The 17721-nt window shown below is 43.4% G+C and carries 17 protein-coding genes and 1 riboswitch; of the genes, 11 read left to right on the forward strand and 6 right to left on the reverse strand.

Features of this window, described 5'->3' with window-relative positions; genetic code table 11:
* Positions 1–68: 68 nt before the first annotated feature.
* The 5 genes from G5S32_RS06595 to G5S32_RS06615 form a co-directional block, all read right to left on the reverse strand.
* Positions 69–929 (reverse strand): NAD(P)-dependent oxidoreductase, encoded by an 861-nt coding sequence (locus G5S32_RS06595; protein WP_165311262.1) that lies wholly within the window; start codon positions 927–929, stop codon positions 69–71.
* Positions 930–1070: 141 nt separating this feature from the next.
* Positions 1071–1973, reverse strand: a complete 903-nt coding sequence (locus G5S32_RS06600; protein WP_165311263.1) for a LysR family transcriptional regulator — start codon at positions 1971–1973, stop codon at positions 1071–1073.
* A 105-nt stretch (positions 1974–2078) separates the two neighbouring features.
* On the reverse strand, positions 2079–2585 hold the full coding sequence (locus G5S32_RS06605) for an SRPBCC family protein (RefSeq protein WP_165311264.1): 507 nt from the start codon (positions 2583–2585) through the stop codon (positions 2079–2081).
* 120 nt (positions 2586–2705) lie between these two features.
* Positions 2706–3689 (reverse strand): alcohol dehydrogenase catalytic domain-containing protein, encoded by a 984-nt coding sequence (locus tag G5S32_RS06610; RefSeq protein ID WP_165311265.1) that lies wholly within the window; start codon positions 3687–3689, stop codon positions 2706–2708.
* 26 nt (positions 3690–3715) lie between these two features.
* Positions 3716–4219, reverse strand: coding sequence for a lactoylglutathione lyase family protein (locus tag G5S32_RS06615; RefSeq protein ID WP_165311266.1), 504 nt, complete (start codon positions 4217–4219; stop codon positions 3716–3718).
* Between the two features lie 107 nt (positions 4220–4326).
* Between G5S32_RS06615 and G5S32_RS06620 the strand changes: the two genes are divergently transcribed.
* The 8 genes from G5S32_RS06620 (at position 4327) to G5S32_RS06655 (ending at position 12694) form a co-directional block, all read left to right on the forward strand.
* Positions 4327–5223 carry a LysR family transcriptional regulator gene (locus G5S32_RS06620; protein ID WP_246201067.1) on the forward strand — a complete coding sequence of 299 codons (897 nt, stop codon included), beginning with the start codon at positions 4327–4329 and terminating at the stop codon, positions 5221–5223.
* A gap of 71 nt (positions 5224–5294) precedes the next feature.
* Complete coding sequence (locus G5S32_RS06625) at positions 5295–6203, forward strand: LysR family transcriptional regulator (RefSeq protein ID WP_165311267.1); 909 nt, start codon at positions 5295–5297, stop codon at positions 6201–6203.
* A gap of 547 nt (positions 6204–6750) precedes the next feature.
* Positions 6751–8172 (forward strand): MDR family MFS transporter, encoded by a 1422-nt coding sequence (locus G5S32_RS06630; protein WP_207621612.1) that lies wholly within the window; start codon positions 6751–6753, stop codon positions 8170–8172.
* 130 nt (positions 8173–8302) lie between these two features.
* Positions 8303–9409, forward strand: coding sequence for an alkene reductase (locus G5S32_RS06635; protein WP_165311268.1), 1107 nt, complete (start codon positions 8303–8305; stop codon positions 9407–9409).
* An 83-nt stretch (positions 9410–9492) separates the two neighbouring features.
* Positions 9493–10185 (forward strand): type 1 glutamine amidotransferase domain-containing protein, encoded by a 693-nt coding sequence (locus G5S32_RS06640; RefSeq protein WP_165311269.1) that lies wholly within the window; start codon positions 9493–9495, stop codon positions 10183–10185.
* 83 nt (positions 10186–10268) lie between these two features.
* The gene (locus tag G5S32_RS06645) at positions 10269–10736 is read left to right on the forward strand and encodes a DMT family transporter (RefSeq protein ID WP_165311270.1); all 468 of its coding nucleotides are present in this window, start codon (positions 10269–10271) and stop codon (positions 10734–10736) included.
* Positions 10737–10870: 134 nt separating this feature from the next.
* Positions 10871–11647, forward strand: a complete 777-nt coding sequence (locus tag G5S32_RS06650; RefSeq protein WP_165311271.1) for an MBL fold metallo-hydrolase — start codon at positions 10871–10873, stop codon at positions 11645–11647.
* A gap of 60 nt (positions 11648–11707) precedes the next feature.
* Complete coding sequence (locus tag G5S32_RS06655) at positions 11708–12694, forward strand: GlxA family transcriptional regulator (RefSeq protein WP_165311272.1); 987 nt, start codon at positions 11708–11710, stop codon at positions 12692–12694.
* A gap of 333 nt (positions 12695–13027) precedes the next feature.
* Here G5S32_RS06655 and G5S32_RS06660 read toward each other — a convergent pair whose 3' ends face one another.
* Positions 13028–13921 carry a LysR family transcriptional regulator gene (locus G5S32_RS06660; RefSeq protein WP_165311273.1) on the reverse strand — a complete coding sequence of 298 codons (894 nt, stop codon included), beginning with the start codon at positions 13919–13921 and terminating at the stop codon, positions 13028–13030.
* Positions 13922–14027: 106 nt separating this feature from the next.
* On the opposite strand from G5S32_RS06660, the gene aguB reads away from it, so the two are divergent.
* From aguB to aguA, 3 genes are read left to right on the forward strand one after another with little or no spacing between them, the layout of a single operon-like run.
* The gene (aguB, locus tag G5S32_RS06665; RefSeq protein WP_165311274.1) at positions 14028–14909 is read left to right on the forward strand and encodes an N-carbamoylputrescine amidase; all 882 of its coding nucleotides are present in this window, start codon (positions 14028–14030) and stop codon (positions 14907–14909) included.
* Positions 14910–14913: 4 nt separating this feature from the next.
* The gene (locus tag G5S32_RS06670) at positions 14914–16305 is read left to right on the forward strand and encodes an APC family permease (protein WP_165311275.1); all 1392 of its coding nucleotides are present in this window, start codon (positions 14914–14916) and stop codon (positions 16303–16305) included.
* Positions 16302–17396, forward strand: a complete 1095-nt coding sequence (aguA, locus tag G5S32_RS06675; protein WP_165311276.1) for an agmatine deiminase — start codon at positions 16302–16304, stop codon at positions 17394–17396. Before G5S32_RS06670 ends, aguA begins: the two co-directional genes overlap by 4 nt.
* A gap of 224 nt (positions 17397–17620) precedes the next feature.
* Positions 17621–17717: riboswitch (guanidine-I (ykkC/yxkD leader) on the forward strand.
* Positions 17718–17721: the final 4 nt, after the last annotated feature.

The raw sequence follows: 17721 nt of genomic DNA on the forward strand, positions 1-17721 counted from the left end.
TCTTCTGTCAGAGAAAGTTACAAGTTCAGGCAGAGCCAATGTCATTCCGGCTCTGCCTACATGAGTTTTTAAGATTGGTACAATTTGATAACCGCAGTCATGTTTTCGTCCCCAATCCCATTGTCTATCCCTTTTTTGAATACATCACGCACGGCTTCAATGACAGGCGTGGTGTGTCCGGTTGCTTCCAGTGTGTAAGAGAAATCTTTTTCAATCAGCTCAACAGGGAACATCGGAGCAAACATCTGGTTCAGCATCATGGTCGATATACCGTTGGCGGAAGCACTCCACGGAGCGGTTGATGATAGTGCTGAAATGATCTTTTCAACGTCTGCACCTTGTTGACGTTGTAACGTTGAAATCAGCTCGGCTAAAGTGGCGACTTGCATCCCAAGAAGCGTATTAGTACAAAGTTTTGCTAATGCACCATTACCCACTTCACCAGTGTAGTTAATGACAGAACCCATGGTTCCTAGTAACGCTTTACTGTTTTCATAAGCTTCTTCCTTGCCGCCGACAAGATAAATCAATTGTCCGGATTCCGCTTGTGGTCGGGTGCCCGAAACCGGCGCTTCAATAAAGGGAATATTTCGCTCGGAAGCGTGCTGATTGAGTTCTTTTACCCAGTTAACCGAGAGTGTTGAGCTGTCTATAGCGATTGCGCCTTTTTTCATGCTACTAAAAGCGCCGGTGTCAGGGTCCAGCCAAATTTCTTTGGATGCGTTATCGTCACGAACCATTGCGATAATAAAGTCTGCATCCTGAGCAGCTTCACGTGGTGCTTGTGCCAATTTGGCACCGCCAATAACGAGTTTATCCGCTTTGGAAGGGGTTCTGTTCCAAACGGTAACCTGATGGCCAGCTTTGAGTATGTTAGCGGCCATGCGAACGCCCATTGCGCCTAAACCCAGAAAAGCAACTTTTTTCATATTTCAAATCCTGTCATGTCGGTAGAAAAATTAACAAAATGATGAGAATGTTTATTGGTTTAAATCATGACCGATCGAACGTTATAACTCTAATCGCATTTTGTTATTGTCGTCATCACCGATTTGAATACCTGAAGTTATTCAAAGCTCATTACACAGCTCAACAATCGAATCTCGGATCCATCGATGGGCGTCACTGTCATGTGTTCTTTCATGCCACGCCATGATTTTCGTGAATCCGGGAACTTCAAACGGAAGGTTTACCGTGGTGAGTCCCTGTACATTTGTGATGAGTCGTCTCGGTACAACAGCACAGAGGTCACTGGTTTTTAAAATGTTGACCAGTGATAAGAAGCTCGGGACGGATAGCACCACTCGCCGCTGTTTGCCCAGTGAGCGCAGTACTTGATCTGTCATTCCCTCAAATGCACCGCCAACGTAAGAGACAATCGCATGATCGATACTGCAAAATTGCTCAAGTGCTAAAGTGTTATCTTCTAGCAGAGGATGCTCGTCTCTGAGAACACAAACATAGGTCTCATCAAATAAGGTTTTGGCTCGTAAATCCACAGGAGACGCTTCAGGCGTGGTTAACGCAAGGTCAATGATCCCGCGCTCCATTTGCTCGAAAAGTTCATGCTCATTAATCCAGCGAACCGAGACTTTTATGTTGGGTGCTTGTTCCCTTAACGCAAGTAAAAATGGCTCAACAATGGCTCTCAGAGAATAGTCGGTGGCCGCGATAGAGAGCGTTAGTTTAGCAGTCTGCGGATCAAATAGCGTAGGTTCTAAAACAGCATCTAGCTCTCTAAGCAGCTTTTTTATTGGTACCGATAGCTCTTGTGCACGAATGGTTGGCACAATGCCATGTTGACTACGAATAAACAACTGATCGTCTAGGCTGTGTCGCAGGCGGGTCATCATGCCACTGACCGCAGGTTGGCTGACCGAGAGTTTTTCAGCCGCTCTGGAGACGTTTTTCTCATCCATCAGAGTGTCAAAGACGCGAAGAAGATTCAGATCAAGGTTTTTAATATTTGCCATAATCAGAGCTTATTGTTTTATATGGTTATTTTTAATATAGAGCAAAAAAGCCGCTCTCAATGAATTTGAGAACGGCTTTCTAAAATTATAAGTAGCAACTCATTGTTATTTTGCTTTACGGGCTGCTTCAACCAGACCGTCTAACCATTCCTGATGACCATTAATCATTGGGTTAGGCTTAGTTGCTGCTAATTCTTTAGCTGGATTACCATTTTGGGTTTCCTGAGTCAGAATGCGAACTCGGTTGCCAGAAAGGTCTTCAATTAACCAGGCATGGTGTACATCTAAACGAGTGTCACCTTCGCCTGACCAGCCATGCCATGCAACACGTGCTGGTTGACCTTCTACTGGTGCAACATGTTCAACACATTGTGACTCAACCGGGAAGCCGAAAGTATTGAAATAGAATCGAACGTTATTTTCTAACTCAGGGCCTTTTTCGTCATAAAAACGGGGATTAGCAGAGTTCGCATAGTAAGTTGGCCAAAGTGCTGGAGTGTTAAGTAAAGGCCAAATGTCTTTTGTTGAAAGACCAGCGACAATCACTTCATTCGAACAGAAGTTGTCAGTAAAACCGGGTACAAAGCCTTCAGGCCAGATGATGTCACTCATAATGAATTCCTTATGTTTGAATATTGAAACATGTTGTTTCGTTGATGGTGATATCATCCGGTTTTTGAGCTTATCACTCCAATCACAAAAAAGGATATGGGGTATAAGGCTGGCTTATATCTAAAGCTTTGCGACGTATTTTCCCCGGGAATGCCCTTGCCTTATTTGATTTAGAATTTCCGGGATATCGCTTAAGGTAACGGTGGTGGTTTGCGGAGAAGCAATGATGTTCTGCTCAAGAAGGGTATTCATCTCAATACCTGCTTGAGTGATTGATTTCATACCCATTTCGCCATTAACGTGACCGGCCCCCAGACTTAACTGATGCAACGTTAACCCGCGATCAAACGTATTTTGATGTTGTGTAGAATCAATGGTGCTCACCAGTTCCACTAATTGCCCATCAAAGCTAAGCATCGAGGAAGTCAGTGCCTGTGCAGGACCTCCGATACAATCCAGTGCACACTCAATCCCATGATTTTCAACTATAGTGTTCACCTTGGTAAGAAGTTGCTGATCCCGATAATCGAGACAGTGTGTTGCACCTAATGATGTAGCGTAATCAAAGTTATGTTCGGAACAGACAGCAATGATGGTATCAAGCTGAAAATAGCGGCTGAGTTGGAGTGCGTAGCTTCCTACGCCGCCGCTTGCCCCGTAGATAACAATACTCTTTTTACCCGCAAGATGAAGTTTATCGTTCAGTGCACGATAGGCTGTCCATCCGGCACAAGGCGATGCCGCCGCTTCAATATCGGATATGGCAGGATGTTTGGTTAATGTACGGGAGTCATGAACGGAAAATGAAGCAAACCCACCCTGACGCCGGCGCATATTGCCATGATAGAGAACACGATCACCGATATTCCAATCGCTGACCTGACTACCTTTAGCAACAATTACACCAGAGACATCAAGCCCGCCAACCATGTCACGATTACCCGCTTCAGTGATTCCGAACCAATAATTAATTTTCGCATCGACCGGATTAAGGCCAACCGCATGGACTTCGACGATAACGTCGAAAGGTGTTTCTAACACTGGCTTTGCGATATTCGTGACCGCAAAGTGGTCCGATTCAGGGTGATAGGTGACAGCTTTCATTTTCCGTTCCTCTTAATTAGGTGGGCTTAGTTATACGCACCACTCGAATAAGTTAATTCGTAGCTATGGCTATATATCTCCAGAATATTGCCGAATGGGTCTTCCATGTAGATCATGCGGTATGGTTTCTCACCAGGGTAGTAAAAACGAGGTGCTTTCATACGTTTTTTACCGCCAGCAGCAACAATCTTTTCAGCCAGTTCTTCTACGTTTGGATCTTGCACGCAGAAGTGGAAAACACCGGTTTTCCAGTATTCAAAGTTGTTTTCTGGGTTCTCTGCATTTTCAAACTGGAAAATCTCAACGCCAATTCGATCTCCCGTAGACAGATGGGCGATTTTTACACTTGACCATCCCTGCCCAAAAACGTCGGTGCACATTTCTCCGATAGGACTGTCGTCTTCTACAATAGTTGTTGGTTCCATGATTAGGTACCAACCAAGTACTTCGGTATAAAACTTCACCGCTTTTTCCAGATTCGGTACTGAGATACCGATATGGGAGAAGGTTCTTGGGTATGTGTTTGACATTTAGATGTTCCTTATAGAGTTCAATTCATGAGATGTCATTTTAAAAGTTGCCTTGCTAAATAAAAAATTATTAAATATTCTCATTATGATAATTTTAGGTTATTAATGTGCTGAATCCTATCTGGCTTAACACTTTCAAAACTCTGGTTGAAATGGGACATTTCACACGTACTGCCGAGGTGCTTAATATGACCCAGCCTGGTGTTAGTCAGCATATAAATAAATTGGAATCTGCGTGTGGCTATCCGTTGATAAGACGATTCAACAAACAGTTTGAGTTAACGGTTCATGGCCTAAAAGTGTATCAATATGCTCTAAAGCGGATGGAAGAAGAATCTAAGTTATTACAGGACTTAGGAAGAGATGAACCTTTTAGTGGTCGTTGTACCATAGGTTGTTCAGGTACTTTTGCTTGGTTGCTGTATCCGCAATTACTTTCATTACAATCTGAATATCCAGGTCTTTCAATTGAACTTGAAGCTACACCCAATCAACGAATTTTTGAGCAGATACAAAATGGAACATTCGATATTGGTTTAGTGACTAAAAAACCAAATCCTAAGTATTTCGATAGTAAGGTGATTGGCGTTGAATCTTTGGTTTTCGTTGTTCCAAAATTAGTAGATACCGCATTGCCACTTGATCAAGTATTGTCGGGACTTGGCGTTATACGTCATCCGGATCTGGCTCATTATTTTCAAACTTATGTTGAGAAGTCGGATTTATCTCTATTATCAAAGATAGATCTCGATGGTATCTCAACGCAAAGTTACATTAACCAAATTCACCAAATTTTAGTGCCAATTTCAAAAGGAATCGGTTTTACGGTTGTGCCGAAATGTTGTGTCAGTTTATTTCCTGAACGAGATGAATTGCAGGTGTTGGACATTGAAAAAAATGTCAAAGAGCCAGTCTATCTGGTTAGTAAACGTCACTCTCAACTAGCGCGGCGCTATGAGCGAGTAGTAAAAGTCATTGAAGATACGTTGAAACAATGTGAATAAAGCGTGCGTGAAAGACTGAATGGTTAGTGTTGTTTTAGAAGTGATGAGTATTTTAGGAGTATTTAGCTAACGTGAATAATGACATTCGAAATTTAGATTTGAATCTGCTCAAAGCATTCGATGCACTAATGGATGAAGGTAGTGTCACTCGAGCCGCTCAACGCTTAGTACTGACGCAACCAGCAGTGAGTGCAATGCTCACACGTTTGAGAGATTATTTCGATGACCCACTTTTTGTTCGATCTCAACGAGGTATGGTACCGACAGAGCGAGCGTTAACTTTGGCTGGGCCTATAAAACAGGTTTTGTCTGATATCAACCGACTGTTACAGCCAGTACATTTTGAACCTCAAACCGTCCAAATGACTTATACAATAGCAGCGACAGATTATGCTTTGAAGGCTGTTATTGTGCCATTAATGGCTGAGCTTAAAAAGCAGGCACCAGGAGTTAGGGTAGCTGTCATCTCTGTTAACCATGACAGCCTTTCAAGGCAGATGGAACAAGGCGAAGTAGATTTGGCATTGGTGACGCCAGAAACTACGCCCGAAGAGTTACACGGTCGTGCGTTATACGAAGAGCAGTATGTCTGTATGATGCGGGCTGATCACCCTGCAACTGTTTCTGGTCGTATAACAGTAGAACAATTTTGCTCTTTAGAGCATATTCTGGTTTCCAGTAAAGGTGGATTTTGGGGACCTACTGATGATGCATTAGCTGCAATGAAGCTCAAACGCCACATTGGATTATCAGTAAATAGCTTTTTGGTACTGCCTGAAATTTTGAGAATTACTGATATGATTGCAGTGGTACCAAGGCGTTTAGCTTGTCGTCACGATAATCTGGTTATCATGGATACGCCGCTAGAGGTACTTGGTTTTACCAAAAGTATGGCGTGGCATGAACGTTCACATCGGGACCCTGCTCACCGTTGGGTTCGGGCGCTTTGCCTCGAGGTCAGCCAATTACCTCATTTATGATATAAATTTCATTTATATTTCTAATAAATGAATCGATATTCCATGAATAGCATCCGTTCTATAACATGGCACTGGTATTGATATCAGTGAGTTATTTTTTGTATTGACCAAAAAATAACGACTACAGTTCGCGATTAATCAAAAGATGGACCAAATCACAGCCAAAATTTGGGGGCTACATTAGAAACTAATCTTGGATGTTTGGCCTCGAAGTAATTTCATTGGGCAGAGTCATATGATTCTCGTTTTCTATTCACTTAAAGCTAAACATACCTTTCCTATTCTTCATGAAGATGTTAGAGCAGACTCTGAAAACATTCCTTATAGCTATTTTATTTCAGAGTAAATCTAATGCAGTCTCAATAAAGCAAACAACACATAACCTATTGATAACAAATTATTAAGTTAGGTAAACATCCTATGTAAAGGAGCTAAAAGAGTCTTGAAAACAACAGATATAAAGATTTCTGATAAATCATTCGAAGATGGGACCGAAAAATTATCTCCAAAAGCGTTACGTCCGATATTTGTCGGGCTAATGCTGGCAATGTCTCTTGGGTCTTTAGATCAGAGTATCGTTAATACGGCTTTACCGGCTATGGCCAGTGATCTGGGAGGGTTGGCTCATCTGTCCTGGGTAGTGACTGCTTTTATGCTCAGTTCTACGGTTGCAACACCAATCTTCGGCAAACTTAGTGATATGTATGGTCGTAGGGGGCTACTTTTATTGGCTATCACCTTGTTTATGATGATGTCGATTTTGTGTGGTGTTGCTCAGTCGATGACGCAACTAATTATTTTCCGGTTGTTGCAGGGCATCGGCGCTGGAGGCGTCATGACTCTGTGTCAGACGACGATCAGCGATGTAGTTACGCCGAAGGAACGCATACGTTATCAGGGCTTATTTACTGGTACTTTCGCAATGTCCGCTGTGGCAGGGCCTATTTTGGGTGGAGGCTTGACAACAGCACTATCGTGGCGGTGGATTTTCTACATTAATGTTCCTATCGCGCTTATTGCGATATCCATCCTATGGAACTCATTACCTACACTAAAAGCACGCAAGAAGCATGTTATTGATATCTACGGAGCTGTTACTATGGCTTGTGGAGCGTCGAGTATTCTTTTGCTGTTCAGCCTTGGGGGGACACTTTTTCCCTGGCAGTCTTATACTGCGGGAGTGATTGCAGCGATCGCACTGATTTCTATCGCTTTGTTCATCTATGTCGAGAGTAAGGCTGTCGAGCCTATCGTTACGTTAAGTTTGTTCCGCATACGTAACTTTACTATCGGTTCTGTCACTACCGGTTGTATGGGATTCGCGATGATGAGTGCGATGGTCTTCTTGCCTCTCTATTTCCAATTAGTGTTGGGTCTGAGTGCTGCGCAGTCTGGCTCAATGTTACTGGCACAAATTGTAGCCATGCTTTTAACTTCAGTCTTCGGAGGTCAAATTTCTTCAAAACTGAATCGACCTAAGCTCTTTATGATTGCCGGAATTGCTCTGGAAGCATTGGGGTTAAGTGTTTTTGCTGTTTTAGCTTATATGCAAAAAGATACCTACTGGTTTCTCATTGGGCTGGGAATTCTTGGTTTGGGGATGGGTATAGCCATGCCGCATGCTACCGTGATCGTTCAGAATGCAGCACCCAAAAACGCTTTGGGTGAAGCAACATCAAGTATGGCGTTTATCCGTTCTCTAGGAGGGGCTTTAGGGGTCGCTGTATCCGGAGGCGTTATGACAACCAAGCTTCATGATGGACTTAATGAAATCAGTTCAGATATTGATGTTCAGGGAATAATAAACGGGGGGATGGAAGCGGTGGCAAGGTTACCTACAGGCCTTAGACCTAGTATTGAGCTAGCTTTCAGTCATGCGATTACTGCGTCTTTCGTGATTGGCGGTAGTGTCATGCTTCTTGCTCTATTGCTGTCACTTTTACTGGAAAATAAACAGTTACGAAACTAACAAGTTACTCTGTTTCTGATATAAATTTCATTTATATTCCTAATAAACAAATCGCTATTCCATTAATAGTACACGTTCTCTAGCATGGCACTGTTATCTTACTCTTTTGCAAACTAAGGAGAAAAATCGAATGACAGTGCTTTTCGATGATTATGTGTTAAATGGCAAAACGTTAAAAAATCGAGCCGTTGTTGCTCCGATGACTCGGGCCAGAGCACCAGGCAATGTACCTAATGACAGCACGGTTCGATATTACGGTCAGCGCTCAGATGCAGGGCTGATTGTAACCGAAGGTACGCCAATCAGTCAGCAAGGGACTGGCTTCGTCGATTGTCCTGGGATCTGGAATCAGTCTCAAATAGATGCCTGGAGTAAAGTGACGGCCCAAGTACATGATCTTGGCAGCCTTATTTTCACCCAGATATGGCATGTGGGTCGTATTAGTCATACATCATTGCAAAAAGATGGTGCTTCTCCGGTCAGTTCAACGGATCAGCAAGCCACTAATAGTAGCGCGTTTGGCTATGATGCGGATGGAAAACCAAGCTTTGTCCCAGCAAGTAAACCCCATCGTCTTACCACAGAAGAAGTTCAGAATGTGATCGCTGATTTCGCTCAGGCAGCAGAAAATGCAGTTGCAGCAGGTTTTGATGGTGTAGAAATTCACGGTGCAAACGGTTATCTCGTCGAGCAGTTTATTAATGGCGCTGTTAATGATCGTCAGGATCAGTATGGCAGTGAAACGGTTGAAAACCGTGTGCGTTTTGCACTCGAAGTGGTGGATGCATGTATTAAACGTATTGGTGTTGAACGTGTTGGTATTCGCCTTTCTCCATTTGGTCGCTTACATGACCTGGGTGATTTTGAGGGAGAAGAAGAGACCTTCCTGCATTTGGCACATGAACTGAATGACCGTGGCGTTGTTTACGTTCACATAATGGACCAGGCTAGCCGTGGTGCTCCTGCTATGCCTGACGGATTCTTAGAAAAATTCCGTGAAGCCTATAAGGGAACATTGATCCTGGCTGGCGGGATGGATTTGGATAAAGCAAATCAGTTACTTTCTGAAGGAACTATCGATCTGGCTGCGTTTGGAGCGAAATATATCTCCAATCCTGATTTAGTTGAACGCTATCGTCACGGATGGCCAATTGAAGAACCGGATCAGTCTCTCTACTACGGTGGGGACGAACATGGCTATACTGATTATCTACCGTACAGCAGCGTTACTCGCTAACCTATTTCTCTGGCTTTATCTTACCTTATCCCTAACTAACTGAAGGGTAAGGCAATCTTTCTATTTAATTTTTGAGGTTATTCATGTCTTCATCATCTCATTCAATCAAACCTGTTCTTTTTGTTCTGACGAGCCACAAAGACTTAGGACAAGGTCACGAAGACTCCGGCTTCTATTTACCTGAATTAACTCATCCACTGCATGTTTTGGAAGAGGCCAACATCTCGACTGAGTTTGCGTCTATTAAAGGTGGCCTTCCTCCAGTTTATGGTGTGGATTTAACAGACCCTATTAATGCTCATTACTGGAATGATGAATCATTTCAGGAAAAATTGCAGGGTTGTCCCGCGCTAGCTGATGTTTACTCAAGTGACTACAGTGCAATTATGTATGTAGGTGGTCATGGCACTATGTGGGATTTCCCAGACAGTCCTGCGGTTTTGGCTATCACACGTGAAATATATGAACAGGGGCAAATCGTCGCTGCGGTATGCCATGGCCCTGCGGCGCTCGTGAATGTAACACTGAGTGATGGTTCTTATTTAGTTGCTGGCAAGAATGTGGCGGCATTCACCGATTCTGAAGAACATGCGGTCGGCATGGTCGATGCGGTACCATTTCTATTAGAAAGAACTTTGAAAGAGCGAGGTGCTCTACATCAGGCTGCTGAAGACTGGACAAGCAACGTTGTTATTGATGGCTCTTTAATCACTGGGCAAAACCCACAATCAGCGGCTGGTGTCGGTGAAGCTATACGAGATGCGTTGCTGAGTTAAAAACAATCGTCTCATTAACATTGTAAACAAAAAATTAGGCTGAAATCTTAATTGATTTCGGCCTTTTGTAGGTTCAATTAAATATGCATATTATCTATTTTCTGATGGCACTAGCAGGCGGTGCTGGGTTATCAGTTCAGGCTGCGGTTAACAGTCGTTTGAGTTCAGGAGTCGGTGGCCAACCATTGATTGCAGCATTCATTTCTTTTGGTGTTGGAGCAATATGTCTTGGTCTGGCTGCTGCTGTTCAGGCGAATTGGAGTGGGTTTGGAGTTAATATCGTTCAGCAATCTCCATGGAAATGGCTTGGAGGGTTAATTGGTGCTGCCTTTGTCTTCACAACGATATTTCTTGCCCCAAAAATTGGTATTACTAATGTGATGTTCTTATTCATCATTGGGCAATTGGCGGCTGGTTTGTGTATCGATAGTTTTGGTTTGATTGAGATGCCGATTAGGCCTGTTCATTGGTGGCATTTCACTGGACTCGGTATTATGCTGCTTGGACTTATCTGTTACATGTATGGTAATCGTATTTTTCCAAAGTTATAAAACGTGAATACCTTGTCTTTGGAAGAGTAATGTCATTTTGTCCCGATAGTATCTATAAGTGTCCATAAAGCCACTTTTGGGGCTATGTCCCCTTGCATAAAATAGCTCCACAAAAACAGTTCTGGAGCAATATTATGAAAATCACACAAATTCGTAACGCAACGCAAATTATTGAATACGCAGGGAAGAAATTCCTTGTCGACCCAATGCTGGCACCAAAAGATACTTACCCTGGGTTTGGCGGTACAGTGAATGCGGATGTGCGCAATCCAACAGTTGAGCTACCGCTCTCAATGGAAGAGATTATTGATGTTGATGCTGTTCTGTTGACTCACACTCACCCAGATCACTGGGATGAAACTTCCGTCAATGTAATTCCTAAAGACAAGCAGATTTTTGTTCAACACGAAGGTGATGAACAAATTCTTCATTCACAAGGTTTTACTAATGTTCGGATTTTCTCTGAAGAGACCGACTACAATGGTATTTCTTTTACTCGTACTGCTTGTCAACATGGCTCTGACGCAGCCTATGAAAATAAGGAACTGGGAGAAATGCTGGCTGAAGTAACAGGCGTTATATTGTCTCATGCCGATGAAGAAAAGCTCTATCTGGCCGGAGATACTATCTGGACACCGACGGTAGAAGAAACGATGAAACGTGAACAGCCAGACGTGGTAATTCTGAATACTGGCTGGGCACATGTGATTGGCTATGGCCCGATCATCATGGGTAAAGAAGATGTATTAAAAACGCACGTTGCTCTTCCTAAGGCAAAGATTGTTGCTACTCATATGGGAGCTGTAAACCACGCACTTGTGACGAGACAGGAACTTCGTGCTTATGTTGAAATCAATTTACTCAATGATTTCGTGTATATCCCAGAAGATGGTGAGACTGTTACTCTTTAGTTTCCAATTGTAATATGTAGAACTACCATCATCGGTAGCTCTACAATTAGGCTTAAGCAAATGTCTTCGAGAACTCTGTCTCCCAAAACAATGCAGCACATACCTAATGTTTCAGTAATCGTCTTTAATGGATTCAGCCCATTTCATATTTCTGTCCCGAGCATAGTGTTCGGACGTGATACTTTGCATGAAACTTTCTTCAACCTTCAGTTTATTGCGGGAGAGGACGGTCCAATTTTGTCTGATATAGGGATGGAGATTCATACAAAAGCAAAACTCGACTCGCTTGAGAAAGCGGATATCATCATTGTTCCTCATTGGAGGACCGTTGATGAAAGGCCAAATGCTCAGCTTATTAAGGCATTATGCCTCGCTCATGCAAGAGGTGCATTAATCGTTGGTTTGTGTCTTGGTGGCTATGTTCTGGCTTATGCTGGGTTATTAGCTGGAAAGCGTGCTGCAACTCATTGGGAACTAGAGCAAGATTTCACTCAACGTTTTCCGGAAACTTCACTCGATACCAATGCGCTATATGTAGAAGATAGTGGAGTTATTACATCCGCAGGCACCGCAGCCGGTATTGATTGCTGTTTGTATGTTTTCCGAAAATATTACAGCAGCACAATTGCCAACCGTATCGCCAGAAGAATGGTGGTTCCTCCTTATCGAGACGGCGGACAGGCGCAATTTATTGAACAACCCATACCGATAACAACTTCAGATTCACGTATCAATGAGTTAATGGATCGAATCAGAAACGATATTGGTCATAAATATACTCTGGATGAACTCGCGGAGTCAGTGATGATGACCCGCCGTACCTTTACCCGAAAATTTCATAAGGCAACAGGGATGGCGTTTGGAGAATGGTTAGCTTCTGAGCGACTCAATTTGGCTCAGGATTTGCTCGAGTCTACGGATCTATCCATTGAGCAAATCGTGGCTAAAACAGGATTTAGTTCGGTGTTGGTCTTCCGTGATAAATTCAAAGAGCGTTATGCGGTTACTCCAAACCGTTGGAGAAAAACGTTCCATGAACAGAACTAAACATTGGTTCTAGTTGTTATCATGCGATTCGTACGGGTTTGATACAAATTCAACAATTGCCGATTTTACCCACCGCCTTAATTCTTACTGATGTGAGTTTTGCAATACTATAAGTAATTCGTCTGGTACTAATTTAGTAAAGTCACTGACAAGGTTTTGTCCAAAATGAGCTAGAAATTGGTAACAAGCTTTATTGTCACTTCATCAATCTTGGTAGTATCAACAGACCTCACAAATGATCAAACTATACTGCTCTCCGACAGAAGGGGCAGATATTTATCTGAAAAGAGAAGCTGTTTTTATATCAGTCTCGGATTTTTTATTCGTTAATCTCTACAAAATGCATTTCTGAACCTCTTTAATCAGCCATTGAACGCTGTCTTGGCTATCGTATAGCTGATGAGTAAAAATACTCAGCGATAGTTCAGGAGTGCCTTCTGGCAACTCTACAATCCTTACTGGCAGCATTTTGCACAGTTCTGTCGCGATTCTAAGGGGAACACACATTAAATTGTTGGTATTTGATATTACACGGCCACCCACAGCATAGCTTTGAACAATCATCGAAATATGTCGCGCTTGATGTTGTTCCAGTAGCCATCGGTCAATCGGATCGGCACCAGAGTTGATTAACGGCAAGTGAACCTGAGGCGTTTCAAGAAAAGCTTTAAATGTCAGTTTGTTGGGAAGAGGATTGTCGTTAGCAACGATGCCAACGTATGGGTCGGTTAGCCAATGATAGCGATGGTAATAACGAGGCATCGATTGTAATTGATCTACACCTAAAGTTAGGTCGATACGCCCTTGCTCTACTCGCTCCATCTGCATATTTTCAGACAGAATTTCAATAGCAATTCTGACGTTTGGCGCACTCTCTTCCAATGCTTTTCCTAGTCTTGGTAAAGCATAAAATTCAAAGTAATCAATGGCGCCGATATAAAAGGTTTTTGCATCCACGCTCGGATTAAAAGGCTTAGTTTTGGCTAATGCCATGTCGATCGAAGATAGCCCTTTTTGGATGTCCGGAAGCAGCATTTGTACCAGTGGAGTGGGTTCCATACCTGTACGAGTTTTGACGAAAAGTGGGTTGTCAAAACGGTCTCTCATCTTAGACAAAACGTGGCTTGCGGCAGATTGGCTCATAAACATTTTCTGAGCCGCTTTTGATAAGTTTCTTTCTTTTTCCAGTACGACTAACAATCGCAGTTGGTTGATGTCCATATCCATAGGTTATCGAAATTCCTCATATGAAAATAAAAATATTGCATTTCAATAATAACCACATAACCGTTAAAAATATCAACAGATTTTGACTACAAATTAAGGGAATAAAATGAGAAAAGTCACTGTTGCCGCGACTCAGATGTCATGTTCGTGGAATGTTGAAGAAAACGTAGCTAAAGCTGAACAGCTTGTACGCGAAGCTGCTGCGCAAGGAGCACAAGTCATTCTTTTACAAGAACTATTTGAAACTCCGTACTTCTGTATTGAAATCAGTGAGGGCTACCATAAGTTGGCTTCTACACTGGAAGAAAACGATACTTTCAAAAGGCTTACTGCGTTAGCAAAAGAACTGCAAGTTGTTTTGCCATTTAGCTGGTTTGAAAGAGCAGGGAACGTCAAGTTCAACTCCGTTGCCGTGATTGATGCCGACGGCTCACTGTTGGGTGTATATCGCAAAACTCATATTCCAGATAGCGATGGCTACCTAGAAAAATACTACTTCAGCCCAGGTGATACTGGCTTCAAAGTGTGGGATACACGCTATGGTCGCATTGGTATTGGAATTTGCTGGGATCAATGGTTCCCTGAAACTGCGAGAAGTATGGCGCTGCAAGGCGCGGAACTGCTGTTTTATCCAACGGCGATTGGTAGCGAGCCTAGCCAGCCACAATTAGATTCACAACCAGCATGGCAAAACGCGATGCAAGGCCATGCGGCTTCTAACATTATGCCCGTTATTGCTTCCAACCGAATTGGTCGCGAGCAAGCACAAACCCGCGATTTGGAAATCAACTTCTTTGGTTCATCTTTCATTGCTAATTACAACGGTGAAATTCTGGCAAAAGCCGATCGTGAGACTCAAGGCATTCTTATTCATGAATTCGATCTCGACGAAATTGCATTCCAACGTAGCGCATGGGGGCTGTTCAGAGATCGACGCCCAGACCAATACAAACACCTTTTAACACTGGATGGGCAACTAAAGGACTAATGTCATGGAAGACAAAAAAATGGGCGTGACGCCTCTAGCTCTGTTCAGCTTATGTGCGGTGTTAGTGGTGGATACGTTAACGGCATCAGCGTCAATTGGTGTCAGCTCGCTAGGATGGTGGGCGCTAATGTTGGTGGTATTCGTACTTCCATATGGATTGATTACTTCTGAACTCAGTTCTGCTTATCCGGGCGAAGGTGGTATCTACGACTGGGTGAAACGTGCTTTTGGTCCGCGTTGGGCTATTCGCACTACATGGTTCTACTGGATTAACGTTGGCTTGTGGACGCCAGCGGTATACATCCTTTTCGCGGGTACATTTGCCGAGCTGTTTGCGCCTGATCTTTCATTGTTTGCTCAAGTGATCATGTGCGTTGCTCTGACTTGGCTAACCGTTTGGGTTTGCAACATTTCCGTTGATATTGGCGTTTGGGTAACTAACTTCTGCGCCGTATTAAAGGTAATCATCATTTCTGTGTTAGGTATTGGTGGATTCATCTATGCCGCAAAAAATGGTGTTGCCAACGAATTCACTTTTGAAGCTGTGTTGCCATCTTTCGATTCTGGCGTCGCCTTTCTTCCTGCTTTGGTCTTCAACCTAATGGGCTTTGAGCTTGTGGCTACCATGACTAAAGAGATGAAAGACGTTAAGCAAATGCCAAAAGTCGTATTTCTGGCAATGACGGTAACGGCTCTGCTTTATGTACTTGGTACGTTAGGCATTCTGATGGCACTACCTGTGGAAGAGGTCGGCCTGGTTGCAGGCATCGTCGATACGTTGAAAGTCTTGTTTGGTGATGGTGCATTCGGTCAGTTCATGACTTACGCACTGGGCATTGTGACTTTGATTACCTTCATCGGAAACATGGTGAGTTGGACAATGGGTTCAAGCCGCGCTGCTGCTGAATCTGCACGTGATGGTGAACTTCCTGCTGCATTAGGCAAAACTTCAAGCCGTTACTCAACACCGGTAGGGGCGAATGTAGGTACAGGGTTGGTATCCACCGCGGTAATCGTAGTGTATGCGCTCTTTGCAAGCAGTAATGATGAACTGTTCTGGTCTATCTTTGCGTTCTCAAGCTGCGTGTTCTTAGTGCCATATCTATTTATGTTCCCAGCGTACTTAAAACTTCGCGTGTCAGATGCTGATCGTTTACGTCCTTTTAAGGCTCCGGGCAACATGGCCACACAAACGGCTATGACGGTGATATGTTTCTTCATCATTCTTCAGGCTGTCGTGCTGTTCATCTTCCCTGATGTGATTTTCGGATCAGTGGATTGGCAATATACCGCGCCAGTTTTAGCGGGTGTTATCGTAACGGTTGTGATTGGTGAGCTTTTACTGAAGCGTGCGCATTCTCAAACTGAATCATCGGATGTGAGAGGTATAGCATGAGTAAAACATTAGAAGGCTTACCTAAAGATCTTGGCTTTCACATGCCTGGTGAACACGAACCGCAAAGTGAAGTGTGGATGGCATGGCCGGTACGCAGTGACAACTGGCGATTTAGCGGCAAGCTAGCTCAGCAAGCATTTGTCGAGGTTGCCACTGCGATTTCAAAGGCTACACCCGTCGTGATGTTGGTTGCTCGAGAACAATACTCCAATGCACGAGCTCAGTTGCCTGATCACATCAAAGTGGTGGAAATGTCATACAACGATTGCTGGATGCGCGACATTGGAGCAACTTATGTTGTGAATAGTGAAGGGCAACGAGCAGGTGTTGACTGGCATTTTAATGCATGGGGTGGCTTGGTTGATGGTCTCTATTTCCCTTGGGATTTGGATGATGCCGTAGCCGATAAAATGGTGAACTTGACTGGTGATAACCTATTTAAAGCGCCTCTGGTATTAGAGGGTGGCTCTATTCATAGTGATGGTGAGGGAACCATTTACACCACTGAAGAGTGTTTACTTCATCCAAGTCGTAACCCTGATTTGTCTAAACAAGAGATTGAAGCATTGTTGCTGGATTATCTCGGTGCTGAGAAAGTCATATGGCTGCCAAACGGTTTATACAATGACGAAACCAACGGACATGTGGATAACATCATGCACGTAGTGAAAGCTGGTGAAGTCGCTCTAACTTGGTGTGACGACGTGAATGATCCTCAATATAAAATCAGTCGTAAGGCTTACGATGTGCTCAGCACGCAACTTGATGCTAAAGGACGAACTATCAAGGTGCATAAGTTGCCGATGCCAGGTCCACTGTACATTGAAGAGCATGAAGCTTTTGGTATCGATCAAAGTGAAGGAATGGAGCGTGAAGCCGGAGAGCGTCTAGCGGCGTCCTATGCAAACTTCCTCATTACCAATAGCAGAATTGTGTTTCCTTTATTGGATGCCAGTTACGATCTGCTTGCCAAAGCCGTGTTACAAGAAGCGTTTCCGAATCATGAAGTGGTTGGCGTAAATGCTCGAGAAATACTGCTAGGTGGGGGTAATATTCACTGTATTACTCAGCAGGTTCCAAGTCTGATTTAAAACCAGATTAAGATTTCAGACGAAACCACACTGCGCACTAAAGTGATGATAACTTGCATTGCTTTGGTGCGTTTTTTTTAGGCGTTTTAATTTAAATCCTTTTAAAACATGCAATTATAAGTTGGCATGGTCATTGCCTGAGTTAGTTCAACATTACAAATGTTAAAGCAATTAGTTGCGATGAGCATAACTGAGTGAAACACCACAACTAATCACAATTTGATTAAATAGACATCTAGGGTTCCGGCTGCAACGCAGTGTCTGGTCCGAGAGTTGTCAACCTCTTATGAGGTCACACGGCGGGACAAAAGCCCGGGAGGCCAAC

The sequence above is a fragment of the Vibrio ziniensis genome, assembly GCF_011064285.1.
GTDB lineage: Bacteria > Pseudomonadota > Gammaproteobacteria > Enterobacterales > Vibrionaceae > Vibrio > Vibrio ziniensis.